This window comes from Leisingera sp. ANG49 (genome assembly GCF_059694505.1).
Genome location: NZ_JCATZN010000004.1, coordinates 261,174 through 281,138 on the forward strand (window position 1 = coordinate 261,174; position 19,965 = coordinate 281,138).

General features: G+C 62.7%; 21 protein-coding genes. 13 read left to right on the forward strand and 8 right to left on the reverse strand.

The genetic code is table 11. The annotated features are described in order from the left end of the window. The first annotated feature begins 31 nt into the window (after window positions 1–31). The 8 genes from tsaE to AC58NV_RS15205 all read left to right on the forward strand — a co-directional run bounded on the left by tsaE (window position 32) and on the right by AC58NV_RS15205 (window position 9,717). Entirely contained in the window at window positions 32–508 is a 477-nt protein-coding gene (tsaE, locus tag AC58NV_RS15170; protein WP_497227863.1) for a tRNA (adenosine(37)-N6)-threonylcarbamoyltransferase complex ATPase subunit type 1 TsaE, read from the forward strand. Further along, window positions 505–1,503 (forward strand): aminoglycoside phosphotransferase family protein, encoded by a 999-nt coding sequence (locus tag AC58NV_RS15175; protein WP_497228153.1) that lies wholly within the window; start codon window positions 505–507, stop codon window positions 1,501–1,503. The genes tsaE and AC58NV_RS15175 overlap by 4 nt, the downstream gene beginning before the upstream one ends. Further along, window positions 1,503–2,195, forward strand: a complete 693-nt coding sequence (locus tag AC58NV_RS15180; RefSeq protein WP_497227864.1) for a nucleotidyltransferase family protein — start codon at window positions 1,503–1,505, stop codon at window positions 2,193–2,195. Before AC58NV_RS15175 ends, AC58NV_RS15180 begins: the two co-directional genes overlap by 1 nt. Next, on the forward strand, window positions 2,185–5,118 hold the full coding sequence (gene addB, locus AC58NV_RS15185) for a double-strand break repair protein AddB (RefSeq protein WP_497227865.1): 2,934 nt from the start codon (window positions 2,185–2,187) through the stop codon (window positions 5,116–5,118). Before AC58NV_RS15180 ends, addB begins: the two co-directional genes overlap by 11 nt. Then, the gene (addA, locus tag AC58NV_RS15190) at window positions 5,115–8,468 is read left to right on the forward strand and encodes a double-strand break repair helicase AddA (RefSeq protein ID WP_497227866.1); all 3,354 of its coding nucleotides are present in this window, start codon (window positions 5,115–5,117) and stop codon (window positions 8,466–8,468) included. Before addB ends, addA begins: the two co-directional genes overlap by 4 nt. 62 nt (window positions 8,469–8,530) lie before the next feature. Next, a complete protein-coding gene (gene trxA / locus AC58NV_RS15195; RefSeq protein ID WP_497227867.1) occupies window positions 8,531–8,851 on the forward strand; it encodes a thioredoxin in 321 nt (106 codons plus the stop codon). 150 nt (window positions 8,852–9,001) lie between these two features. After that, complete coding sequence (locus AC58NV_RS15200) at window positions 9,002–9,349, forward strand: Lin0512 family protein (protein WP_497227868.1); 348 nt, start codon at window positions 9,002–9,004, stop codon at window positions 9,347–9,349. Beyond that, a complete protein-coding gene (locus AC58NV_RS15205; protein ID WP_497227869.1) occupies window positions 9,346–9,717 on the forward strand; it encodes a Lin0512 family protein in 372 nt (123 codons plus the stop codon). Before AC58NV_RS15200 ends, AC58NV_RS15205 begins: the two co-directional genes overlap by 4 nt. Window positions 9,718–9,771: 54 nt before the next feature. Here AC58NV_RS15205 and AC58NV_RS15210 read toward each other — a convergent pair whose 3' ends face one another. Continuing rightward, window positions 9,772–9,963, reverse strand: coding sequence for a DUF1127 domain-containing protein (locus tag AC58NV_RS15210; RefSeq protein WP_497227870.1), 192 nt, complete (start codon window positions 9,961–9,963; stop codon window positions 9,772–9,774). A 221-nt stretch (window positions 9,964–10,184) separates the two neighbouring features. On the opposite strand from AC58NV_RS15210, the gene hslV reads away from it, so the two are divergent. The 3 genes from hslV to AC58NV_RS15225 all read left to right on the forward strand — a co-directional run bounded on the left by hslV (window position 10,185) and on the right by AC58NV_RS15225 (window position 13,311). Then, window positions 10,185–10,742: an ATP-dependent protease subunit HslV gene (gene hslV, locus AC58NV_RS15215; RefSeq protein ID WP_497227871.1), complete on the forward strand. Its 558-nt coding sequence runs from the start codon at window positions 10,185–10,187 to the stop codon at window positions 10,740–10,742. Between the two features lie 63 nt (window positions 10,743–10,805). Beyond that, on the forward strand, window positions 10,806–12,116 hold the full coding sequence (gene hslU, locus AC58NV_RS15220; protein ID WP_497227872.1) for an ATP-dependent protease ATPase subunit HslU: 1,311 nt from the start codon (window positions 10,806–10,808) through the stop codon (window positions 12,114–12,116). A gap of 79 nt (window positions 12,117–12,195) precedes the next feature. Beyond that, window positions 12,196–13,311 (forward strand): alpha/beta hydrolase, encoded by a 1,116-nt coding sequence (locus AC58NV_RS15225; protein ID WP_497227873.1) that lies wholly within the window; start codon window positions 12,196–12,198, stop codon window positions 13,309–13,311. An 11-nt stretch (window positions 13,312–13,322) separates the two neighbouring features. Here AC58NV_RS15225 and AC58NV_RS15230 read toward each other — a convergent pair whose 3' ends face one another. From AC58NV_RS15230 to AC58NV_RS15240, 3 genes are read right to left on the reverse strand one after another with little or no spacing between them, the layout of a single operon-like run. Further along, a complete protein-coding gene (locus AC58NV_RS15230) occupies window positions 13,323–13,910 on the reverse strand; it encodes a Smr/MutS family protein (RefSeq protein ID WP_497227874.1) in 588 nt (195 codons plus the stop codon). Beyond that, complete coding sequence (gene mltA, locus AC58NV_RS15235; protein WP_497227875.1) at window positions 13,911–14,963, reverse strand: murein transglycosylase A; 1,053 nt, start codon at window positions 14,961–14,963, stop codon at window positions 13,911–13,913. Continuing rightward, window positions 14,960–15,616, reverse strand: a complete 657-nt coding sequence (locus AC58NV_RS15240) for a Tim44/TimA family putative adaptor protein (RefSeq protein ID WP_366660403.1) — start codon at window positions 15,614–15,616, stop codon at window positions 14,960–14,962. Before AC58NV_RS15240 ends, mltA begins: the two co-directional genes overlap by 4 nt. A 116-nt stretch (window positions 15,617–15,732) precedes the next feature. On the opposite strand from AC58NV_RS15240, the gene AC58NV_RS15245 reads away from it, so the two are divergent. Together AC58NV_RS15245 and secB are read left to right on the forward strand one after the other, a co-directional pair. Next, on the forward strand, window positions 15,733–16,233 hold the full coding sequence (locus tag AC58NV_RS15245; protein WP_497227876.1) for an FxsA family protein: 501 nt from the start codon (window positions 15,733–15,735) through the stop codon (window positions 16,231–16,233). Between the two features lie 56 nt (window positions 16,234–16,289). After that, entirely contained in the window at window positions 16,290–16,778 is a 489-nt protein-coding gene (gene secB / locus AC58NV_RS15250; protein ID WP_366660406.1) for a protein-export chaperone SecB, read from the forward strand. A gap of 72 nt (window positions 16,779–16,850) precedes the next feature. Here the strand turns inward: secB and dnaQ are convergent, their stop codons facing one another. The 4 genes from dnaQ to AC58NV_RS15270 are packed head-to-tail and all read right to left on the reverse strand — an operon-like array spanning window position 16,851 to window position 19,591. Beyond that, window positions 16,851–17,579 (reverse strand): DNA polymerase III subunit epsilon, encoded by a 729-nt coding sequence (gene dnaQ / locus AC58NV_RS15255; RefSeq protein WP_497227877.1) that lies wholly within the window; start codon window positions 17,577–17,579, stop codon window positions 16,851–16,853. Beyond that, window positions 17,572–18,165 (reverse strand): dephospho-CoA kinase, encoded by a 594-nt coding sequence (gene coaE / locus AC58NV_RS15260; protein WP_497227878.1) that lies wholly within the window; start codon window positions 18,163–18,165, stop codon window positions 17,572–17,574. The genes dnaQ and coaE overlap by 8 nt, the downstream gene beginning before the upstream one ends. Further along, window positions 18,162–18,995 carry a shikimate dehydrogenase gene (locus AC58NV_RS15265; protein ID WP_497227879.1) on the reverse strand — a complete coding sequence of 278 codons (834 nt, stop codon included), beginning with the start codon at window positions 18,993–18,995 and terminating at the stop codon, window positions 18,162–18,164. The genes coaE and AC58NV_RS15265 overlap by 4 nt, the downstream gene beginning before the upstream one ends. After that, window positions 18,992–19,591, reverse strand: a complete 600-nt coding sequence (locus AC58NV_RS15270) for a Maf family protein (protein WP_497227880.1) — start codon at window positions 19,589–19,591, stop codon at window positions 18,992–18,994. Before AC58NV_RS15270 ends, AC58NV_RS15265 begins: the two co-directional genes overlap by 4 nt. Window positions 19,592–19,965 lie beyond the last annotated feature (374 nt).

Here is a 19,965-nt window from a genome sequence, read left to right on the forward strand (position 1 = left end):
AGCAGCACCGCGGCGGCGCCATTGTACCGCCATGACCACGACCTCCGCGGCGTTCACGCTGAATTCACCTGAGGAAACGGCCGAGCTGGCCGCCCGTATCGCCGGAGCCCTGCGCCCCGGCGATTGCCTGTTGCTGGAAGGCGTCATTGGTGCCGGGAAAACCCATTTCGCCCGCCATCTGATCCAATCCTTGATGGACGAGCCCGAAGATGTGCCCTCGCCCACGTTCACATTGGTGCAAACCTATGATGTGCCGGCAGGTGAACTGTGGCACACAGACCTTTACCGCCTGTCCTCCCTGGATGAGCTGGAGGAACTGGGCCTGACAGAGGCCTTTGACAGTGCGATCTGCCTGGTCGAGTGGCCCGACCGGCTGGCCGAACTGACACCGGAACATGCCTTGCACCTGGCACTGGCGCTGGACCCCGAACATGAAGACCGCCGCCTTCTGGCGCTCCGCTGGAGCGATCCGAAATGGCAGCCCCTGATGGAGCGCATCTGCGCATGACCGACCGCAAGACCCTTTGCGACACTTTCCTGTCCGCAACACCTTATGCCGGCTGGCAGCGCGGCCCGCTGGCCGGGGACGCCTCCAACCGCCGCTATGAGCGGCTGACCGGTGACAGCGGTGAAACCGTGGTGCTGATGGACGCCCCGCCGGAGAAGGGCGAGGACGTCCGTCCGTTCATCCGAGTCGCCGGCTATCTGCGGGATCAGGGCCTTAGCGCCCCGGAAATCCTGGCCCACGACGTGGAGCAAGGCTTCCTGCTGCTGGAGGATCTGGGCGACGACCTCTATGCCCGGGTCATCCTGCGCGAACCTGCGCTGGAAAGAGAGCTCTATGAAGCGGCGACCGATGCGCTGGTGGCGTTGCACCAGGCGCCGATGCCGGATCTGGAGCCCTATGGCCCGCGGATGATGGCGGAGATGTCCGGGCTGGCGCTGTCGAAATACCGCGCCGGCGTCCTCGGCAGTCAGGATTCCAATCTGCAGGCCCGCTTCGAGGACCAGTTCGAAGACATTCTGCGCGAAACCGTCAAAGGCGACCCGGTCCTGGTCCAGCGCGACTACCACGCCGAGAACCTGCTGTGGCTGCCGGGCCGCAAGGGCGTCGCCCGGGTTGGCCTGCTGGATTTCCAGGACGCCCGCGCCGGCCACCCGGCCTATGACCTGGTGTCACTGCTGCAGGACGCCCGCCGCGACGTGCCCGCCGGCATCGAAATGCAGATGATAGACCGCTATATCGCAGCAGCCGACATTGATGAGTCCGGCTTCCGCACCGCCTATACCGTCCTGGGTGTGCAGCGGAACCTGCGTATTCTTGGCGTCTTTGCCCGGCTCAGCATGGATTACGGCAAACCCCACTACGTGGATCTTATCCCGCGGGTCTGGGACCATTTCATCCGCGGGTTGGAGCACCCGGCGCTGGCCCGGGTGGCAGCTCTGCTGCGCGAGAGCCTGCCGGCCCCCACCCCGGAAAATCTGGACAAGCTGAGGCCCTGATGCAGCGCTCCCCCGATGCCGTCATGCTGTTTGCCGCCGGTTTTGGCACCCGGATGCGGGAGCTGACCCGCGACAAGCCGAAACCGATGATCGAAGTGGCGGGCCGCCCGCTGATCGCACACGCGCTGGAGCTCGTGCGCGAAGCAGGCCCGGCACGCATTGCGGCCAACCTGCACTACAAACCGGAGCCTCTGAAGGCCTTATTAGAGCCTGATAACGTGCTCCTGAGCCTTGAGACGCCGGACATTCTCGACACCGGCGGCGGGCTGCGCCATGCCCTGCCGCTGCTGGGGGACGGCCCGGTCTTCACCATGAACACCGACGCCATCTGGAGAGGCCCGAACCCGCTGCAACTGGCGCAGGAGGCCTGGAACCCGAAGCGCATGGATGCGCTGCTGGTCTGCGTGCCGCTGGACCGGGCCGTTGGCCGCACCGGCGGCGGAGATTTCTCGATGGACGCCGAAGGGCGCATCAGCCGCGGCGGCGATCTGGTTTATGGCGGGGTGCAAATCCTGAAAACGGAGGGGCTGCACGAGGTTGAGGACAAGGTTTTCTCCCTGAACGTGCTCTGGAACCAGATGGCCGCAGCGGACCGGCTGTTTGCGCTGGAATATCCCGGCCGCTGGTGCGATGTGGGCCATCCCGAGGGGATCACATTGGCCGAGGACCTGATTGCCGCAGATGATGTTTGAACCATCCGCCAAACCGCGCCTGTTTGCCGTTCCCTGCGGCGCCGATTTCCCCCGTGCGCTGGTCGAGGGCCTGCGCAGCCGCAGCCAGGGCCTGCCGCCGGAGGCGCTGGCCAGGGCGGAGCTGATCGTCAACAGCTCCCGCATGGCCCGCCGGGTGCGCAGCCTGTTTGATGCCGGCCCTGCCATGCTGCTGCCGCGGATGCTGCTGCTGACCGACTTGGCCCAGCGCGCCACGCTGGACGGCCTGCCGCCCGCCCTGCCCCCCTTACGGCGCCGGCTGGAGCTGTCGCAGCTGATTGCGAAACTGCTGGATGCCCAGCCCGATCTCGCCTCCCGCGCCTCGCTCTATGACCTGTCCGACAGCCTGGCGGCGCTGATCGACGAGATGCAGGGCGAAGGCGTCAGCACCGATACGATCCGCACGCTTGATGTCTCCGATATGTCCGGCCACTGGGCCCGGGCGCAGGCCTTCATCGGCATCGCGGACGAGTTCACTGGCCTGCATGAGGGCGCGATGGATGCGCAGGCGCGGCAGCGCCAGGTGGTGCTGAACCTGATTGACCAATGGCAGGAAAGCCCGCCGCAGCATCCGGTGATCCTGGCCGGCTCCACCGGCTCGCGCGGGACCACACTGTTGCTGATGCAGGCCATCGCACGGCTGCCGCAGGGGGCTGTGGTGCTGCCCGGCTTCGACTTAGACCAGCCGGAGCACGTCTGGGCCGGGCTGGACGATCCGCTGATCTCGGAGGATCACCCGCAGTACCGGTTCCACAAGCTGATGAAGGATCTGGAGCTTGCGCCTTGCGACGTGCAGCCCTGGACAGAGACCCCGCCAGTCTCGCCCGAGCGCAACCGGCTGGTCTCGCTGGCGTTGCGCCCTGCCCCGGTCACCGACGCCTGGATGAGCGAAGGGCCGCTGCTGACCGGTTTGGACAAAGCCACCGAAAACGTCACCCTGGTCGAGGCCCCGAGCCCCCGCGCCGAGGCGCTGGCCATCGCGCTGCGCCTGCGGCAGGCGGCAGAGGACGGGCAGACCGCAGCGCTGATCACCCCGGACCGGATGCTGACCCGCCAGGTCTCTGCCGCGCTGGACCGCTGGGACATCCTTCCCGATGACTCGGCCGGCCAGCCGCTGCAGCTGTCGCCGCCGGGCCGCTTCCTGCGCCATGTGGCGGGGCTGTTCTGCAAACCGCTGGCCTGTGACAGTCTGCTGACCCTGCTGAAACACCCGCTCACCCATGACGGCGCGGACCGCGGCAACCACCTGCGCCAGACCCGCGAGCTGGAATTGTCGCTGCGCCGAAACGGCCCGCCCTTCCCGGATGCCGCGGCCTTTGCCGGGTTTGAGAAGGGCCGGGTGCTGACGCCAGGCTGGACCGGCTGGCTGTCGGCCTGTTTCGCGGACCAGGAGATTGCCGGCACCCTGCCCCTGACCGGCTGGGTCCAGCGTCTGCGCGACCTGGCCGAACGCATTGCTGCGGGCAGCCAAGCCGATGGCGCAGGTACCCTTTGGGACAAGAAGGCCGGCCTGGCCGCGCTCGCCTGCATCGAAAACCTGGAGGCCGAGGCGCCTTATGGCGGCGACATGACCGCCCGTGACTTCGCCGACCTGCTGGGCGCGCTGCTGAGCCAGGGCGAGGTCCGCGACCGCGATGCGCCTTACGGCTCGATCATGATCTGGGGCACGCTGGAGGCGCGTGTGCAGGGCGCCGATCTGGTGATCCTTGGCGGCCTGAACGAAGGAAGCTGGCCGGAGGCCGCCAGCCCCGATCCCTGGCTGAACCGTCAGCTGCGCAATCAGGCGGGGCTCTTGCTGCCTGAACGCCGCATAGGGTTGTCGGCGCATGACTTTCAGCAGGCCATCGCCGCGCCCGAGGTCTGGCTGACCCGTGCCGAACGCTCGGAAGAAGCCGACACCGTGCCGTCGCGCTGGCTGAACCGGCTGACCAATCTGCTGTCGGGCCTGCCGGACCAGGGTGGCCGGGACGCGCTGGACGCTATGCGTGCTAGGGGTGGCCAATGGCTTGGCTGGGCGGAGGCGCTAGAGGAGCCGACACCGATTCCACAATATCCCCGCCCGTCCCCCTGCCCGCCGGTGGCAGCCCGCCCGCGGCGGCTGACGATCACCGAAATTCCACGCCTGATCCGCGACCCCTATGCCATTTACGCCAAACATGTGCTGCGCTTGAAGCCGCTCAACCCGCTGGTGCAGGAGCCCGACGCACTGCTGCGCGGAATCGTGGTGCATGAGGTGTTCGAGCATTTCATCAAGGAAGCCCAGACGGACCCAAGCCTGCTGAGCGCCGGCCAGCTTATCGAAAAGACCCGAGAGCTGCTTGAGACCCATGTGCCCTGGCCTGTTGCCCGCATCCTGTGGCACAGCCGCATCCGCAGGATTGCCGACGACTTTGTACTGGCCGAACAGGAGCGCCAATCCCGCGCCAAGCCGGTCGCGTTTGAAGCCAAGGGCAGCGCCCGGCTGGATCCGCTGGACTTCACCATCGCCTGCCGCGCCGACCGGATCGACATGGACGAGCGCGGCTTCCTGCATCTCTACGACTACAAGACCGGCACACCGCCCAGTGAGGCGCAGCAGAGAAAGTTTGAAAAACAGCTGCTGATCGAGGCCGCCATGGCCGAAGAAGGCGCCTTTGATGATCTCGGCGCGGCAGAAGTGGCGCGTGCGCTGTTCATAGGATTGGGCAGTAAACTAAACGAAGTGCGCGCACCGCTGGAGGATGAACCGCCCGCCAAGGTCTGGGATGAGCTGCGCACGTTGATCGGAGCCTATTTTGAGCCTAACCAAGGCTATTCCAGTCGGCGCATGGTGCATCGGGACGACATCGCCGGCGATTATGACCACCTCGCGCGCTACGGCGAATGGGACCGCAGCGCCGAACCGCTGCCGGAGGATCTGGCATGACCATCCGCGACGCCGCCTCCGAGGCGCAGTTCCGCGCCGCCCGGCCCGATGCCTCGACCTGGCTGGCGGCCAATGCGGGTTCCGGCAAGACCAAGGTGCTGACCGACCGGGTGGCACGGTTGCTGCTGAAGGGCGTGCAGCCACAGCACGTTCTGTGCCTCACCTACACCAAGGCCGCCGCCAGCGAGATGCAGAACCGGCTGTTCAAACGGCTGGGCGAATGGGCGATGCTGGAAGACCCGGCGCTGATTGCTGCACTGACCGAGTTGGGGGAGGTCAGCACCGCGGCTGAGGATCTGGCACAGGCGCGCACCCTGTTTGCCCGCGCGATTGAGACGCCGGGCGGGCTGAAGATCCAGACCATCCATTCCTTCTGTTCATCGCTGCTGCGCCGCTTCCCGCTGGAGGCCGGCGTCAGCCCGCAGTTCTCCGAGATGGACGACCGGGCGGGCCAGCTGCTCAGGGCCGAAATCATGGAGGATTTTGCGCAAGGCGATGAGGCCCCGCTGGTCGATGCGCTGGCTCGCCATGTGAGCGACAGCGACTTCGAAACGCTCACTTCCTCAATTTGCAATCGCCGGGCCGACTTCGGAGAGACGCTGGACTGGGACGGGCTGCTGGACCTGTTTGGCCTGCCCAAAGGTTTCGATGAAACAGCGCTTGAATCGCTGGTTTTTCTGGGCGGCGAGGAAGAGCTGCTGCAGCGTACCCGGGAGATGCTGGGGCAGGGCGGTTCAACCGACCAGAAGGCCGCAGAGAAACTGGCCGGGATCACCAAGCCGGCAATCGCCGATCTTGGCACGCTCGAAAGCGTATTCCTGACCGGCGCCGGCGCCAAAGAGCCTTTCACCGCCAAAATAGACAAGTTCCCGACCAAGAAACTGCGCGAATCCCGCTTGTCCGTGATGGACCAGCTGGAACCGCTGATGCGGCGGGTTGAAGATGCGCGCGCCAAACGTCTGGCGCTGACTGCCGCCCGTAAGAGCCACGACTTGCACCGCTTCGCGGCCGCCTTCCTGCCGGAATATGAACGGCGCAAACAGCTGCGGGGCTGGCTCGACTTTGACGACCTGATCCTGAAGGCCCGGCAATTGCTGAACGATCCGGGCGTGGCGGCTTGGGTGCTCTACCGGCTGGACGGAGGTATCGACCATATCCTGGTGGACGAGGCGCAGGACACCAGCCCGGTGCAATGGGACGTGATCGAGAAGCTGGCGCAGGAGTTTACCGCCGGCGAGGGCGCGCGGTCGGATGTGGAGCGCACCATCTTTGTGGTCGGAGACAAGAAGCAGTCGATCTACTCCTTCCAGGGCGCTGACCCGGATGCGTTTGACAGGATGCAACTGGAATTCGGCAACCGGCTGGCGGAAACCGGGGCAGGGCTGCAGGATGCCTCGCTCGACTTCTCCTTCCGCTCCTCCGCCGCGATCCTGAAGCTGGTCGATCTGGTGTTCAAGGACAGCCCGCGGGCCGGCTTCCGCAAGGACGCGCTGCATCAGGCCTTCAAATCGGACCTGCCGGGCCGGGTGGACCTGTGGCCGGTGGTCGAGAAAGTGGAGGATGACGAGGATCCCGATTGGACCAGCCCCGTCGACCGCCCCAGCAGCCGCCATCACACGGTGATCCTGGCGGAACGGATTGCCGGGTCGATCAAGAAGATGATCGAGACAGGCGTCACCATCCCCGAGGACGGACCGGAGCGTGGCACTTTCCAGCGTCGGCCCGTGCAGGCCGGCGACTTCCTGATTTTGGTGCAGCGCCGCTCCGACCTGTTTTCGGAAATCATCCGCGCCTGCAAGAAGGCCGAACTTCCCATTGCCGGCGCTGACCGGCTGAAGGTCGGGGCGGAACTGGCGGTCAAAGACATCGCCGCGCTGCTGCGGTTTCTGGCGCTGCCTGAGGACTCCTTATCTTTGGCAGAAGCCCTGAAATCGCCGCTGTTCGGCTGGGATGAGCAAGCATTGTTCGGCCTCGCGCATCGGCGGGAGACGATGTACCTGTGGCCAGCGCTGCGGGAGCGGGCCGCGGAGTTTCCGGAGACAATGGCAGTGCTGGACGACCTGCGCGCCAATGCCGATTTTCTGCGGCCCTTTGACCTGATCGAACGCATCCTGACCCGTCATGGCGGCCGCCAGAAGCTGCTGGGCCGGCTGGGGCCGGAAGCTGAAGATGGCATAAACGCACTGCTATCGCAGGCGCTGGCTTATGAGCGGACGGAAGTGCCCAGCCTCACCGGGTTTCTGGTCTGGATGCAGACCGATGATCTGGAGATCAAGCGACAGATGGGCGCGGCCGGCAATTTGATCCGGGTGATGTCGGTGCATGGCTCCAAGGGATTGGAGGCGCCGATCGTGATCCTGCCGGACACCGCCAAACGGCAAGCGCCAAGAGATGCGGAAATCCTGCTGGCGGATGGCACTCCGGTTTGGAAAGTGGCGAAGGAGCAGATGCCTGCTGCCATGCTGGCGGCCCGTGAAGCTGCCCAGGAGAAGCTGCAGAATGAACGCCTGCGGCTGCTGTATGTGGCTCTAACACGGGCAGAGAAGTGGCTGATTGTCGCTGCCGCCGGCGACGCGGGCGGGCAGGACGACAGCTGGTACCGCATGACAGAGCGCGCCATGCGGGAAGGCGGCGCAGAGGAACTTAACTGTCCTGGCGGGGCAGGATTGCGCCTGCAGCACGGGGACTGGGACGGTCTACCTTTGATCGAAAAGCCGGTCGAGGAAGCCGTGAAACACTGCTTGCCAGAGGTCTTTTCCCGCGTGGCCAGAGCCTATGAGGCGCCGGCGTCGGCGCTCAGCCCCTCTGACCTGGGCGGAGCCAAGGCTTTGCCAGGTGATCTGGGCCTGGACGAGGATGCCGCCAAGGCCCGCGGCAGCCGGCTGCACCTGCTGCTGGAGCACCTGCCGGGCCGGTCCGAGGACCTCTGGCCGCAGCTGGCCGGCAACCTGCTGCAGGGGGCAGAGGATATTGCAGATCTGCTCGCCGAGGCCTCTGGTGTTTTAAAAAACTCCAGCTTGTCCCATATCTTCTCCACGGACGCGCTGGCGGAAGTTCCAGTCACCGCTGACCTGAACGGGACCCGTCTGCACGGCATCATCGACCGCCTGATTGTCACTCCGGACAGGGTGCTGGCGGTGGATTTCAAATCCAATGCCACCGTGCCGGAAGTGCCGGAACAGTGCCCCGAAGGTTTGCTGCGCCAGATGGGTGCCTATTCCCATGCGCTGGCACAGATTTACCCGGGCTACACTATCGAAACCGCGCTTCTTTGGACCCGAACGGCCACGCTGATGCCACTGCCGCACGAACTTGTGACAGCCGCGCTGATGCGGCGTCTGGAACCTTGACGATCCGTTAAGCCGTACATAGGTTCCAACTCCAGTTGCCACACACTCATGGAGACATGCATATGTCCACCGTAGCCGTCACCGACGCCACTTTCGACGCCGAAGTCAAGAACTCCGAGATCCCCGTTGTGGTGGATTTCTGGGCTGAGTGGTGCGGGCCCTGTAAACAGATTGGCCCGGCTCTGGAAGAGCTGGCCGCGGAATTCGGCGATAAAGTGAAAATCGCCAAGGTTGACGTTGACAGCAACCCGAACTCTGCCGCTGCAATGGGTGTGCGCGGTATCCCGGCGCTGTTCATCTTCAAGGACGGCCAAGTCATCTCCAACCGCGCTGGCGCTGCCCCCAAGGCCGCGCTTCAGAGCTGGATCGAAGAGTCGATCTAAGCCGGATCCAAACGGATTTCCAAGGGCTGTCCTTGCCGGGACAGCCTTTTTTGTACCTGCGTACTGGTTCAGCCTGCGGCCTAAAACTGGCTATTTCCTTTGGTGCCGCGGACTGCAACGTTCCGGGCTGGAACAATTTCAGGAGGCAGCATGGCCAAGACAAGGGTTCTCGTGGAATTCGGCATGGGCACATCGCTGAGGCGCGAAGACTACACCGAAGCCGCCCGCCGAGCGATCAAAGACGCGCTGTGGCATAACTCCGTCAATATGGCGGAACTGTTCGATTTTCGTAAGGAAGACATGATCATCGACGCCGAGATCGGGGTCCAGAAGCCGGAGGCGGTGGACACAGAGGCGCTGCTGGAAATCTTCCCCTACGGCCAGCCCAATATCCGCGTTGTGGAAGGCGGGCTGGACGTCGGGAAACCGAACGGCGGGCGCACCGTGATCGCCAATGCAGCCGTGATCGTGTCATTTGACCTGGAGGCGGCGAAATGAGCGAAAAACGCATCATCCTGGAAATGGGCACCGGCAATGACCTTTATGGCCAGGATTACACCAAGGCAGCCCGCCGCGCGGTGCAGGACGCACTGCATCACTCCTCGATCACCCTGTTTGCAAAGCTCGGGATCGATCACAGCGAAATGCGAGTGGAGGTGACCATCGGTGTTCAGCAGCCAAAGGCAGTGGATTGCGAACTGGTGGCAAAGGATTTGCCGCGGGGCAGGGCCAGAGTGCGCGCCGTCAAGGGCGGGCTGGATGTGGAGGATGCAGAAGCCGACACCCGCCATGTAGTGGCAACCGCTGCAATCGAGGCCTGGCTGCCGGATCAGGCAGGCAAGTATGAAATCGCCACCCCAAAATGAACAAAGCCGCCCATTTCAGGGCGGCTCATTCAAAGTCTTCGATCATTTCAGATCTCAGATCTTGGCGATGTCAGCACGGCTCAGGCCGATATCGTCCAGCTGTGCGTCGGTCAGCCGGGACAGAGACTTGCGGGTCTCGCGGGATTCATACCACTCAACGATGGAGCTTTTCACGCTGTTCATAGCGTCGACCACGCGGAGAACGGTGACTGCTCCGAGCGGCGCATGAATGTTTGCGGTCGTCATTTGCGCATATCCTTCTAAGAAACAGCCGACCCTGTGCCGGTTGTGAGCCCCATGTAGGATGCGCGGCTGAGTCCCGCAATTGCCGGTTCAACAGCCCCGCCTTGCGCTTTCTGCATAGCGGCATAAAGCCCTGCAGCCGGTGCAGCACGCGGGATCCGGCCCTGTCCCTTGTGCCGGCGTGGGGATGGTTCCATATAGGGGGCAACTTAACGGAGGCATTTATGGCAGACGATCAATTCCCCGGCTGGCACGGCACCACCATCATCGGCGTCAAAAAGGGCGGGCAGGTGGTCATCGCCGGCGACGGCCAGGTGTCGCTGGGGCAGACAGTGATCAAGGGCACCGCCCGCAAGGTGCGCCGCCTGTCGCCTGGCGGGTTTGACGTGGTGGCGGGGTTTGCCGGTTCGACCGCGGATGCATTCACCCTACTGGAACGGCTGGAAGCCAAGCTGGAGGCCACCCCCGGCCAGCTGGCCCGCGCCAGTGTCGAACTGGCCAAGGACTGGCGCACAGACAAATATCTGCAGAAGCTGGAGGCAATGCTGATCGTCACCGACGGCACCGACATGTTCGTGATCACCGGCGCCGGCGATGTGCTGGAGCCTGAGCATGACGTGGCTGCCATCGGCTCCGGCGGCAATTTTGCCCTGGCCGCAGCCCGCGGCATGATGGACAGCGGCAAATCCGCGGAATCCGTGGCCCGCGACGCCATGGCCATCGCCGCCGATATCTGCGTCTACACCAACGGAAACCTGACCGTCGAAACCATCGGCGGCTAAGAATTTTCCTCAAAATTCTTAGCAAAACTTTTTGTCAAAAGTTTTGCCCCGGAAAGGACTGACATGACCGATCTGACCCCCCGCGAAATCGTCTCGGAACTGGACCGTTTCATCATCGGCCAGAAGGAAGCCAAGCGCGCAGTGGCCGTGGCCCTGCGCAGCCGCTGGCGGCGCAAGCAGCTGGACGACGATCTGCGCGACGAGGTATACCCCAAGAACATCCTGATGATCGGCCCCACCGGCGTCGGCAAGACCGAGATCTCCCGCCGCCTGGCCAAGCTGGCCCGCGCGCCTTTCATCAAGGTGGAAGCCACCAAGTTCACCGAAGTCGGCTATGTCGGCCGGGACGTTGAGCAAATCATCCGCGATCTGGTGGACAGCGCCATTGCCCAGACCCGCGAGTACATGCGCGAGGACGTGAAGGCCAACGCCCACAAGGCGGCGGAGGACCGGGTTGTGGAAGCCATCGCCGGCAGTGATGCCCGCGAAGCCACCCGCGAGATGTTCCGCAAGAAGCTGAAGGCGGGGGAGCTCGACGACACTGTAATCGAACTGGATGTTGCCGACACTTCGAACCCGATGGGCATGTTCGAAATCCCCGGCCAGCCCGGTGGCGGCAACATGGGAATGCTGAACCTGGGCGATCTGTTCGGCAAGGCGATGGGCGGGCGCACCACCCGCAAGAAGATGACCGTTGCCGAAAGCTATGAGGTGCTGATCGGCGAAGAGGCCGACAAGCTGCTGGACGACGAAACCGTTACCCGCACTGCTCTGGAAGCCGTCGAACAGAACGGCATCGTGTTCCTGGATGAGATCGACAAGGTCTGCGCGCGCCAGGAAACGCGAGGCGGCGATGTCAGCCGCGAGGGCGTGCAGCGCGACCTGCTGCCGCTGATCGAAGGCACCACTGTCAGCACCAAGCACGGGCCGGTCAAGACCGACCATGTCCTGTTCATCGCCTCCGGCGCTTTCCACATCGCCAAGCCTTCGGACCTGCTGCCGGAGCTGCAGGGCCGACTGCCGATCCGGGTGAACCTGCGGGCACTCACTGAAAACGACTTTGTCCGCATCCTGACCGAGACCGACAACGCGCTGACGCGGCAGTACACCGCACTGATGGGCACTGAGGAAGTTGAAGTGAGTTTCACGGAGGACGGGATCGCGGCGCTGGCCAAGATTGCCGCCGAGGTGAACCAGACGGTGGAAAACATCGGTGCGAGGCGGCTCTACACCGTGATGGAACGGGTTTTTGAGGAGCTGTCTTTCACTGCGCCTGACCGCTCGGGTGAGGCCGTCACCGTGGATGCGGCGTTTGTGAAAAAGAATCTGGGCGAGCTTGGCCGCTCTGCGGATGTCAGCCGTTACGTTCTGTAATCCGCCATCACGGGGTGCAGCCTCTGGACATTGGCGGCAGGTACATTAGCCTGCCGCCAGTTCATTGAGGTGGGACGACATGCAAGGGCTGCGCCTGATCTGCGGTATGATGCTGATGTTTCTGGCGGCCTGTACCGACAGATCCTATTCCCCCACTGTTCCCGCAGCCCTGAACGTGGGCACTCCCAAGACTGTGTTTGCCGCCACCAACCGCGATCAGCTGCCGGATGGCACCTTTGGCGGCGAGCGAGCGGATGGATTCAGCCTGCTTGAACTCACCGTTTCGATACCACCGCAACACACGCCAGGGTCCTTGAAATTCGGCTACAGGAACCCGGATCCCGTCACCGAATTCACCATGGCAGGGCGGAAGAAATTCGAAAGCGAAGCCGCCTTTGGCACCCGCTTGCGTCAGGAGCTGGCCAAGTTCCCGCCGAAGGAACGCGATGTCACGGTTTTTGTGCATGGCTTCAACTCCACCCAGGCCGAGACCGCATTCCGGGCGGCCCAGCTGACCCATGACATTGACGTTCCCGGCGCGACCGTCATTTATTCCTGGCCCAGCAAGGGGCGGCCGCTGGGCTATGCCTATGATGGCGACAGCGTGCTGTTTGCACGTGACGGGCTGGAGCAGTTGCTGCGCAAGTTACGTATCTCCCATGCAGGCCGGGTGGTTGTGGTGGCACACTCCATGGGCGGGCTGCTGACGATGGAGACGCTGCGCCAGATTGAGATCAAGACTCCGGGTTGGACAGCCCGGAACTTGGGCGGTGTCGTGCTGATGTCGCCGGATCTGGACATCGATGTGTTCAAAACCCAGATGCACCGGTTCAAACAGGTGCCGCAGCCTTTCCTGATCTTCGTTTCGCGTAAGGACAACGTCCTGACGCTGTCGCAACGCCTGCGCGGGCTTCAAGGGCGCGAGCGGCTCGGCAATCTGGATAATATCGAAGAGCTCAGCAGCCTGCCGATCGAAATCATCGACACCACCGCATTTGCCGACGAAGCGGAGTCACAACACTTTGTCGCAGCAAGCTCGCCGGCGCTGCTGGCCCTGCTGAACGGCGCGCGGCAAACCGCGGACACATTTGCCGACGATCCGGAGCGTTTGCGGAGCATTCTGCCAGGTCAGATCGTTATTCGGGAGAATGCCATCAAGGTCGCGCTGTCGGGCAGGCCTGCGGACAACCGGTAACGGGCCGGCCCTCAGCGGTTGCGCCGCAGGTAGACGTAATAGGCGCCGCCGCCGCCGTGGCTGATATGGGCCGGCGTCACCTGCAGCACCGCCTGGGCCAATGGCGGCAGCGCCAGCCATTGCGGCACCTTGTGGCGCAGCACCCCGCGCGGCACCGGCATTGGTCCTGGTTCGTCCCGGTCCTTGCCCTTGCCCGTCACTACCAGCACCAGCCGTTTGCCGGATGCCTGCGCCGACAGGATAAAGCGCGTCAGGGCAGGATGCGCGGTGTCGATCCGCATGCCATGCAGGTCCAGCTTGCCTTCCGGCCTGATCTTTCCGCGTTTCATGCGGCGGAAAGCCTTTTCGTCCATCTGCAGGGGATCGTTGGCAAGGCTGCGGGCAATTGAAGGTTTCAGATCGTGTTTCACCGGCTTGGGTTTGGCGTGACTGCCAACCTCAAACGCAGTAACACGCGGCTCAGGCTGCTTGACCGGTTTGGGTTTTGGCATCGGCGGGGCAGGCGGCGAGGAATGCGCACCCGGATGCAGCCGCTCCGTATGCTTCACGACCTTGTGCCAGAGGTCGATCTCCTCTCCTGTCAGTTTCCGCCGTGCCATTCACAGATCTTCCGGCAGCATTGCATAGGCCCGCTGGATCGGCAGCAAAACCACCATCCGGCCCGGGTCTTTCATCGTGCCGGCTGTCTCGCCGGCCTCGTCGCCAGTGCCGACAAAGATGTCAGCCCGCTGTGCGCCCTTGATGGCAGAGCCGGTGTCCTGCGCAACCATCAGCCGGCGCAGAGGCATATGACCGTCCTTCTCGACCCAGACAGGCGCACCCAGCGGCGTGTAGGCAGGATCGGCGGCAATGGTGCGCATCGGTGTGACCGAACGGTTCATCGCCCCAAGCGGCCCTTTGGAGGCCGCCACTTTGCGCACCTCGCGGAAGAACACATAGGACGGGTTGTGAAACAGCAGTTCCTTACCGTCTGCAGGGTTACGCCGCACCCAGGATTTGATCACCTGGGCACTCACCTGGTGGGCATTGTAGACACCGCGGCGCACCAGTTCCTTGCCGATCGATTTATAGGGATGGCCGTTGGCCCCGCCATAGCCAACGCGGATTGTCGAACCGTCCGGCAGCCGGATCCGGCCCGAACCCTGGATTTGCAGAAAGAACAGCTCCACCGGATCATCAACCCAGGCGATCTCCAGCCCGCGGCCCTGCATCACATCGGTGGTAAGTATGTCCCGCCTCGGCAGCCAAAGATCAGCACCACGCGCCTCCGGCGGCATCTTGTAAACCGGATAGCGGAATCGGCCCGTGGGATAGCGTGAACCACTCAGCTCCGGCTCGAAATAACCGGTGAACAGGGCGGGGTTGCCATCCTCGATCAGAACAGGGCGGAAAAACAGCTCAAAAAAGGCCCGCGCGCCTTCCGTCGGCTGGGACCGCGCGGCGTTGCACAGGGCCGCCCAGTCGGGGTCCTTGAGGTCTCGGCAGGTCCCCAGGAAGACCTTTAAGGCGGCCGCGTGGTCATCCTGTGCCCAGCCATCCAGCTGGGCAAAGTCCAGAATGCTGGACACGGTTTCGGATTGCGCCCCGGAGGCGGTCATCGCGGCACCTGCAATTGCAGCTGCCCCAAGTGCCCCCCGAAGCGCCGCAATCATGCGTCCGTCGCGACCAGCTGCCAGTTGGGATCGTCGCTGCCCATGGTGCGGGCAAAGACCCAAGTGTCTTTCTGGCGCTTAACAGCCTTGGGGTCACCTTCCACAATGTCACCGCCGCGGTCACGCACGACCGAGGTCAGCTCCCCGACGAAGCGCATGGTGATCTCGGCACGGCCCGACTGCGCATCAAATTGCGCGTCAGCCAGAGTGGTCTCGCGGACACCGATGAACTCGGCCTCGATCTTGTAGCCCTGGTCCTCGCGATGCGCGACGGCTTCCACGAAGCTGTCGAACACATCCTCAGCCAGGAAGGGCTGGATGTCATCAAGATTGCCATGCTCGAACCCCATCAGGATCATCTCGTAAGCGCCGCGGGCGCCTTGGACGAACTCCTGAACCTGGAAAGAGGGTTCAACCCGTTTCATCGCAGCCAGGGCCTGAGCCTGCGGGCTGCCTTCGGCAACGTAGTCGGTGATGTCGCGGTCCGGTCCGCCTTCGATCACTTCCAGATCCGGGCGGCGGCTTTTGGCTTCGGACTTCGGCAGCGGAGGCTTTTCGAAACCTTCGCGTGTTCCCAGAACGCTTTTCAAGCGCAGGATCAGAAACACGGCAATACCGGCCAGAACCAAAAGCTGAATCACAGGCGACTCCATGGATACCTCATGCTAGGCGTTCGTGCTTTGTTTGAAACCAAAGCGGTCACGTCTTATGTAGGTGACGGGCGGGGGCAAGTCTACCGCCCGGACGTATGATCGCAAGGAAACCCCCCATGTATCTCTTCCTGGCCTTTCTGATGGTTCCCATCATTGAAATTGCTTTGTTTATTCAAGTCGGCGGCGCCATCGGCCTGTGGCCGACCCTGGCCATCGTGGTCCTGACCGCGGTGCTGGGCACCTGGCTGGTGAGGACCCAGGGGCGCATGGCCATGGGCCAGCTTCGCTCATCCTTCCAGCAATTGTCCGATCCGGCGGAACCTTTGGCCCACGGCGCGATGATCCTGTTTGCGGGCGCGTTGCTGCTGACCCCCGGTTTCTTCACCGATGCGGCCGGCTTTGCCCTTCTTATGCCCCCTGTGCGGCTGGCGGTTTACCGCTATCTGCGCGCCCGTATCACCGTAGCGCAATTCCAGATGGGGCCAGGCAGCATGCAGGGCCGTCACTATCCCGGCGCCGCCGGCAGGCCGGATAACGTCATCGATGGTGACTACGAAGATGTGACGCCGGGGAAGCAGCCTGGTGGCCCTTCGGGCTGGGTTGACGGCCCCCGTTGAGCTGGCCGGACCAAGCTGCTAAGCACGGTTCAAAGCATATTTTCAGGAGTATCCCGATGGCCGAAAACGGCGAAGCCCAGCAGCAGCCGCAAGTCCAGATGAACATTTTGGCCCAGTTCATCCGCGACATGTCGTTCGAGAACGTTATGGCGCAGAAAGGCACCGGCGGCGAGGTTCAGCCAGACGTCAGCGTGCAGGTGAACCTGGATGCGAAAAAGCGCTCGGCTGAGAACCAGTATGAGGTGGTCACCAAGCTGACCGTCGAATCCAAGAACAAGGAAAGCGGCAACGTCCTGTTCGTGCTGGAGCTGGAATATGTCGGCGTCTTCAACATCGTCGGCGTGCCGGAAGACCAGCTGCACCCGTTCCTGCTGATCGAATGCCCGCGCATGACCTTCCCGTTCCTGCGCCGGATCGTGTCGGATGTGACCCGCGACGGCGGCTTCCCGCCGCTGAACCTGGACAACATCGACTTTGTGGGGATCTACCGCAACGAATTGGCCCGCCGCCAATCCGAAGCAGCTGCTGCTGCGCCCACGCAGTAAACTTTTCAGCTATCTAACCTGGAAACGCCGCTGACACTCAGCGGCGTTTTTCGTTTTCCGGCTGTTTCGGGATCAGGAAGCCTTCCACAAGGCATTATCCCCCATCTTTTCGATGAAGGTCTCATGCGCTGCCATTTCCTCAGCCGTCATTCGCGGCGGCAGCGGAGTCTGCCGCGGGGCAGGGCGCCAATCATCCTCCACCTGCTCATTGCCGGACGAAGCCTTTTGCGTTGACAGGCCAAAATCCGGCTGCCGCCCGCCAATCAGTTCCAGGTAGACATCTGCCAGAATCTCGGAGTCGAGAAGTGCCCCGTGCAGGGTCCGGTTGGAGTTGTCGATGCTGAAACGGCGGCACAACGCATCTAGCGTCGCCGGCGAGCCCGGAAACCGCTGGCGGGCCATCGCCAGTGTATCGATCGCTTGATCCATCGGCAGTTTTGGCAGCCCCATCCAGTCCAGTTCCGCGTTCAGGAACTTCATGTCGAAGCTGGCATTGTGAATGACCAGCTTGGAGTCCTGCACAAAGTCCAGGAACTTCTGGCCGACCTTGGCAAATACCGGTTTGTCCAGCAGCGTTACTGCACCTGGTTCCGGTTTCTGCGGCGGTTCCAGCAGGTCCGGGCCGATACCATGGACCGAGAACGCCTCTGCCGGCATCGAGCGTTCCGGGTTGATATAAACGTGGAACGTTTCCCCGGTCGGCATGTGGTTATAGAGCTCCACCGCACCGATCTCGACGATCCGGTCGCCGGAGAACGGGTCAAACCCGGTGGTTTCGGTATCAAGAACGATTTCACGCATGGCTCAGTTTGCTCCTGATATCTGCGAGGATCTCTGCCACCTGCGCCTCCGCATGTTCGAGCGTGTCAGTCTCGATCACATAGTCGGCACGAGCCATCTTCTCCTCAATCGGCATTTGTTTCTGCAGGATATGCCGGAATTGCTCAACCGTCATCGTGCCGCGGGCAAGAACCCGCTCTTGCTGAGTGGCGGCATCCACGGTCACACAGGCCACTGCGTCCATCTCTGTGTCTCCGCCGGTTTCAAACAGCAGGGGGATGTCGAAAACCAAAATATCGCTCTGCGCAGCAGTCTGGAATGCCGCACGGTCCTGCGCGACAAGGGGATGCACGATGGCTTCGATGCGCTTCAAGGCTTCGGGGTCCTTACCGATGATCTCCTTCAACGCAGCCCGGCTGACTTCTCCGTTCTCTATTGCATCAGGAAAGGCGGCCTCCATTGGCGGGACGGCGGAGCCGCCCTTTCCATAGAGCCGGTGAACCGCCGCATCCGCATCCCAAACTGCGCAGCCCTGGGCTGCGAACAGTTGGGCCGTGGTGCTTTTGCCCATGCCAATTGAGCCGGTGAGGCCGAGGCAGAAACTCATCCGAGCACCGCCGCACGGGTGGCGGCATCAACCTCAGGCCGGTGGCCAAACCAGCGCTCGAAACCAGGTACCGCCTGGTGCAGCAGCATGCCCAGGCCATCGACCACGGTGCAGCCCGCCTCCTCAGCCGTTTGCAGCAGATCGGTTTTCAACGGCGCATAGATAAGATCGGTGACAACAGCGCTCGGCTGCAACCCGTCCAGCGGCACCCGCAGGCGCGGCTTGCTCACCATGCCAAGCGATGTCGTGTTCACGATCAGCGCACCTTCCTCAATGATATTGCCGGCCTGGACCCATTCCACCACTTTAACGCGGCTGCCAAAATCCTTCTGCAGCTGGTCCGCCCGCTCGCGGGTGCGGTTGGTCAGCAGAATCTCTGGCACGCCCGCTTCCATCAGGGAAGCCACCACCGCCCGGCAGGCCCCGCCAGCACCCAGAACAACGGCAGGCCCGGACTGCGGATCCCAGTCCGGCGCGCCCTGGTGCAAGTTGGTGATGAAGCCGTAGCCGTCGGTGTTGTCGGCCAGGATGGTGCCGTCATCGCGGAAGATCAGCGTGTTGGCGGCACCGATCAACCTGGCCCGGTCCGTCACCTTGTCGGCAATCTCCATCACCGCCTCTTTATGCGGGATGGTCACATTGGCGCCGGCGAACCCCATTTTCGGCATCACCCGGATGGTCTCCGCCAAGTCCTCAGGCTCCACATGCATCGGGACATAATGCCCGGCGATGCCGTGCGTTTTCAGCCAGTGACCGTGCAGCTGGGGGGACTTGGAATGCGCAACCGGACAGCCTATCACGCCGGCGAGCGGGATTTTTGCTTCTGTCATTGCTCGATTACCCCTTGCAGTCCCAAGTAACTGATAAGCTCCATCAGCGGCAATCCCAAGACATTAAAGTAACTGCCGTCGATGCTGGCAAACAGCCGCACGCCTTCTTCCTCCAGCTTATAGGCTCCGACCGCGTGGCGGATGCTGTCCCAGTTGCGGGTGACATACTCCTCAAGGTAGCTGTCAGTACATGCACGCATCATCAGCCGGACCTGGCCCACATGCCGCCAGACGGGTTCTCCATCGCGGTATATTACTGCCGCTGAAAGCAGCAGGTGGCGTTTGCCGCGCATGTTTTTGAGCTGGCGCAGCGCCTCCTCGGCGCTGACAGGTTTGGACAGAAGGTTTCCTTCGAAATCAAGGACCTGATCGCACCCAAGCACCAGCTTGCCCGGGTGTTTTCCGCTTATCTTGCGCGCTTTCGCCTCTGCCAGCGCATCAGCAATATCGCGGGGAGGCGCCTGTTCGGCCAGCAAGGCCATCTTGATCGCATCTTCATCCAGACGCGGCACGTCGGTCTCAAATTCAATGCCCGCCTGACGCAACAGATGCGCCCGGATTTCAGAACCAGAAGCCAGCACTATGTGGGCAGTCATGTGGAAAACCCCGTGGGAAAGAAGCAGATCGTTTCAGAACGTTTTGTATGGTTTTCCGGGCTCAAGTAAAGACTCCAGGGGTTGACGGAAATCTCAGGATTCAGCCGGCTGAGTCGTCCTTTGTGAGTCAGGATAACTTTGTTTCCGTGGATATGCCGGCTCTCCCCGTATCATCCCGCTGTTATCCCCAAATGCAAAAAGGTAAACAGACCCTTAACCGGTCTTATTTCAAGGGCGTTCAGGAGATTTCAATGACTCTTGCCCCATGTGCGCTGGAATCTTATCCCTGCTGGGGATAAGCGGAGGAAGATTCACTTATCCACCGGAATCCACGCACACTACTAAAACATCATCCTTTTAATATTTCCTTTTTT

Excerpts from the sequence above, each read along its gene's own strand:
- tsaE (WP_497227863.1), top strand. The coding sequence starts at position 32 with ATGACCACGACCTCCGCGGCGTTCACGCTGAATTCACCTGAGGAAACG.
- AC58NV_RS15175 (WP_497228153.1), top strand. The coding sequence starts at position 505 with ATGACCGACCGCAAGACCCTTTGCGACACTTTCCTGTCCGCAACACCT.
- AC58NV_RS15180 (WP_497227864.1), top strand. The coding sequence starts at position 1,503 with ATGCAGCGCTCCCCCGATGCCGTCATGCTGTTTGCCGCCGGTTTTGGC.
- addB (WP_497227865.1), top strand. The coding sequence starts at position 2,185 with ATGATGTTTGAACCATCCGCCAAACCGCGCCTGTTTGCCGTTCCCTGC.
- addA (WP_497227866.1), top strand. The coding sequence starts at position 5,115 with ATGACCATCCGCGACGCCGCCTCCGAGGCGCAGTTCCGCGCCGCCCGG.
- trxA (WP_497227867.1), top strand. The coding sequence starts at position 8,531 with ATGTCCACCGTAGCCGTCACCGACGCCACTTTCGACGCCGAAGTCAAG.
- AC58NV_RS15200 (WP_497227868.1), top strand. The coding sequence starts at position 9,002 with ATGGCCAAGACAAGGGTTCTCGTGGAATTCGGCATGGGCACATCGCTG.
- AC58NV_RS15205 (WP_497227869.1), top strand. The coding sequence starts at position 9,346 with ATGAGCGAAAAACGCATCATCCTGGAAATGGGCACCGGCAATGACCTT.
- AC58NV_RS15210 (WP_497227870.1), bottom strand. The coding sequence starts at position 9,963 with ATGACGACCGCAAACATTCATGCGCCGCTCGGAGCAGTCACCGTTCTC.
- hslV (WP_497227871.1), top strand. The coding sequence starts at position 10,185 with ATGGCAGACGATCAATTCCCCGGCTGGCACGGCACCACCATCATCGGC.
- hslU (WP_497227872.1), top strand. The coding sequence starts at position 10,806 with ATGACCGATCTGACCCCCCGCGAAATCGTCTCGGAACTGGACCGTTTC.
- AC58NV_RS15225 (WP_497227873.1), top strand. The coding sequence starts at position 12,196 with ATGCAAGGGCTGCGCCTGATCTGCGGTATGATGCTGATGTTTCTGGCG.
- AC58NV_RS15230 (WP_497227874.1), bottom strand. The coding sequence starts at position 13,910 with ATGGCACGGCGGAAACTGACAGGAGAGGAGATCGACCTCTGGCACAAG.
- mltA (WP_497227875.1), bottom strand. The coding sequence starts at position 14,963 with ATGATTGCGGCGCTTCGGGGGGCACTTGGGGCAGCTGCAATTGCAGGT.
- AC58NV_RS15240 (WP_366660403.1), bottom strand. The coding sequence starts at position 15,616 with ATGGAGTCGCCTGTGATTCAGCTTTTGGTTCTGGCCGGTATTGCCGTG.
- AC58NV_RS15245 (WP_497227876.1), top strand. The coding sequence starts at position 15,733 with ATGTATCTCTTCCTGGCCTTTCTGATGGTTCCCATCATTGAAATTGCT.
- secB (WP_366660406.1), top strand. The coding sequence starts at position 16,290 with ATGGCCGAAAACGGCGAAGCCCAGCAGCAGCCGCAAGTCCAGATGAAC.
- dnaQ (WP_497227877.1), bottom strand. The coding sequence starts at position 17,579 with ATGCGTGAAATCGTTCTTGATACCGAAACCACCGGGTTTGACCCGTTC.
- coaE (WP_497227878.1), bottom strand. The coding sequence starts at position 18,165 with ATGAGTTTCTGCCTCGGCCTCACCGGCTCAATTGGCATGGGCAAAAGC.
- AC58NV_RS15265 (WP_497227879.1), bottom strand. The coding sequence starts at position 18,995 with ATGACAGAAGCAAAAATCCCGCTCGCCGGCGTGATAGGCTGTCCGGTT.
- AC58NV_RS15270 (WP_497227880.1), bottom strand. The coding sequence starts at position 19,591 with ATGACTGCCCACATAGTGCTGGCTTCTGGTTCTGAAATCCGGGCGCAT.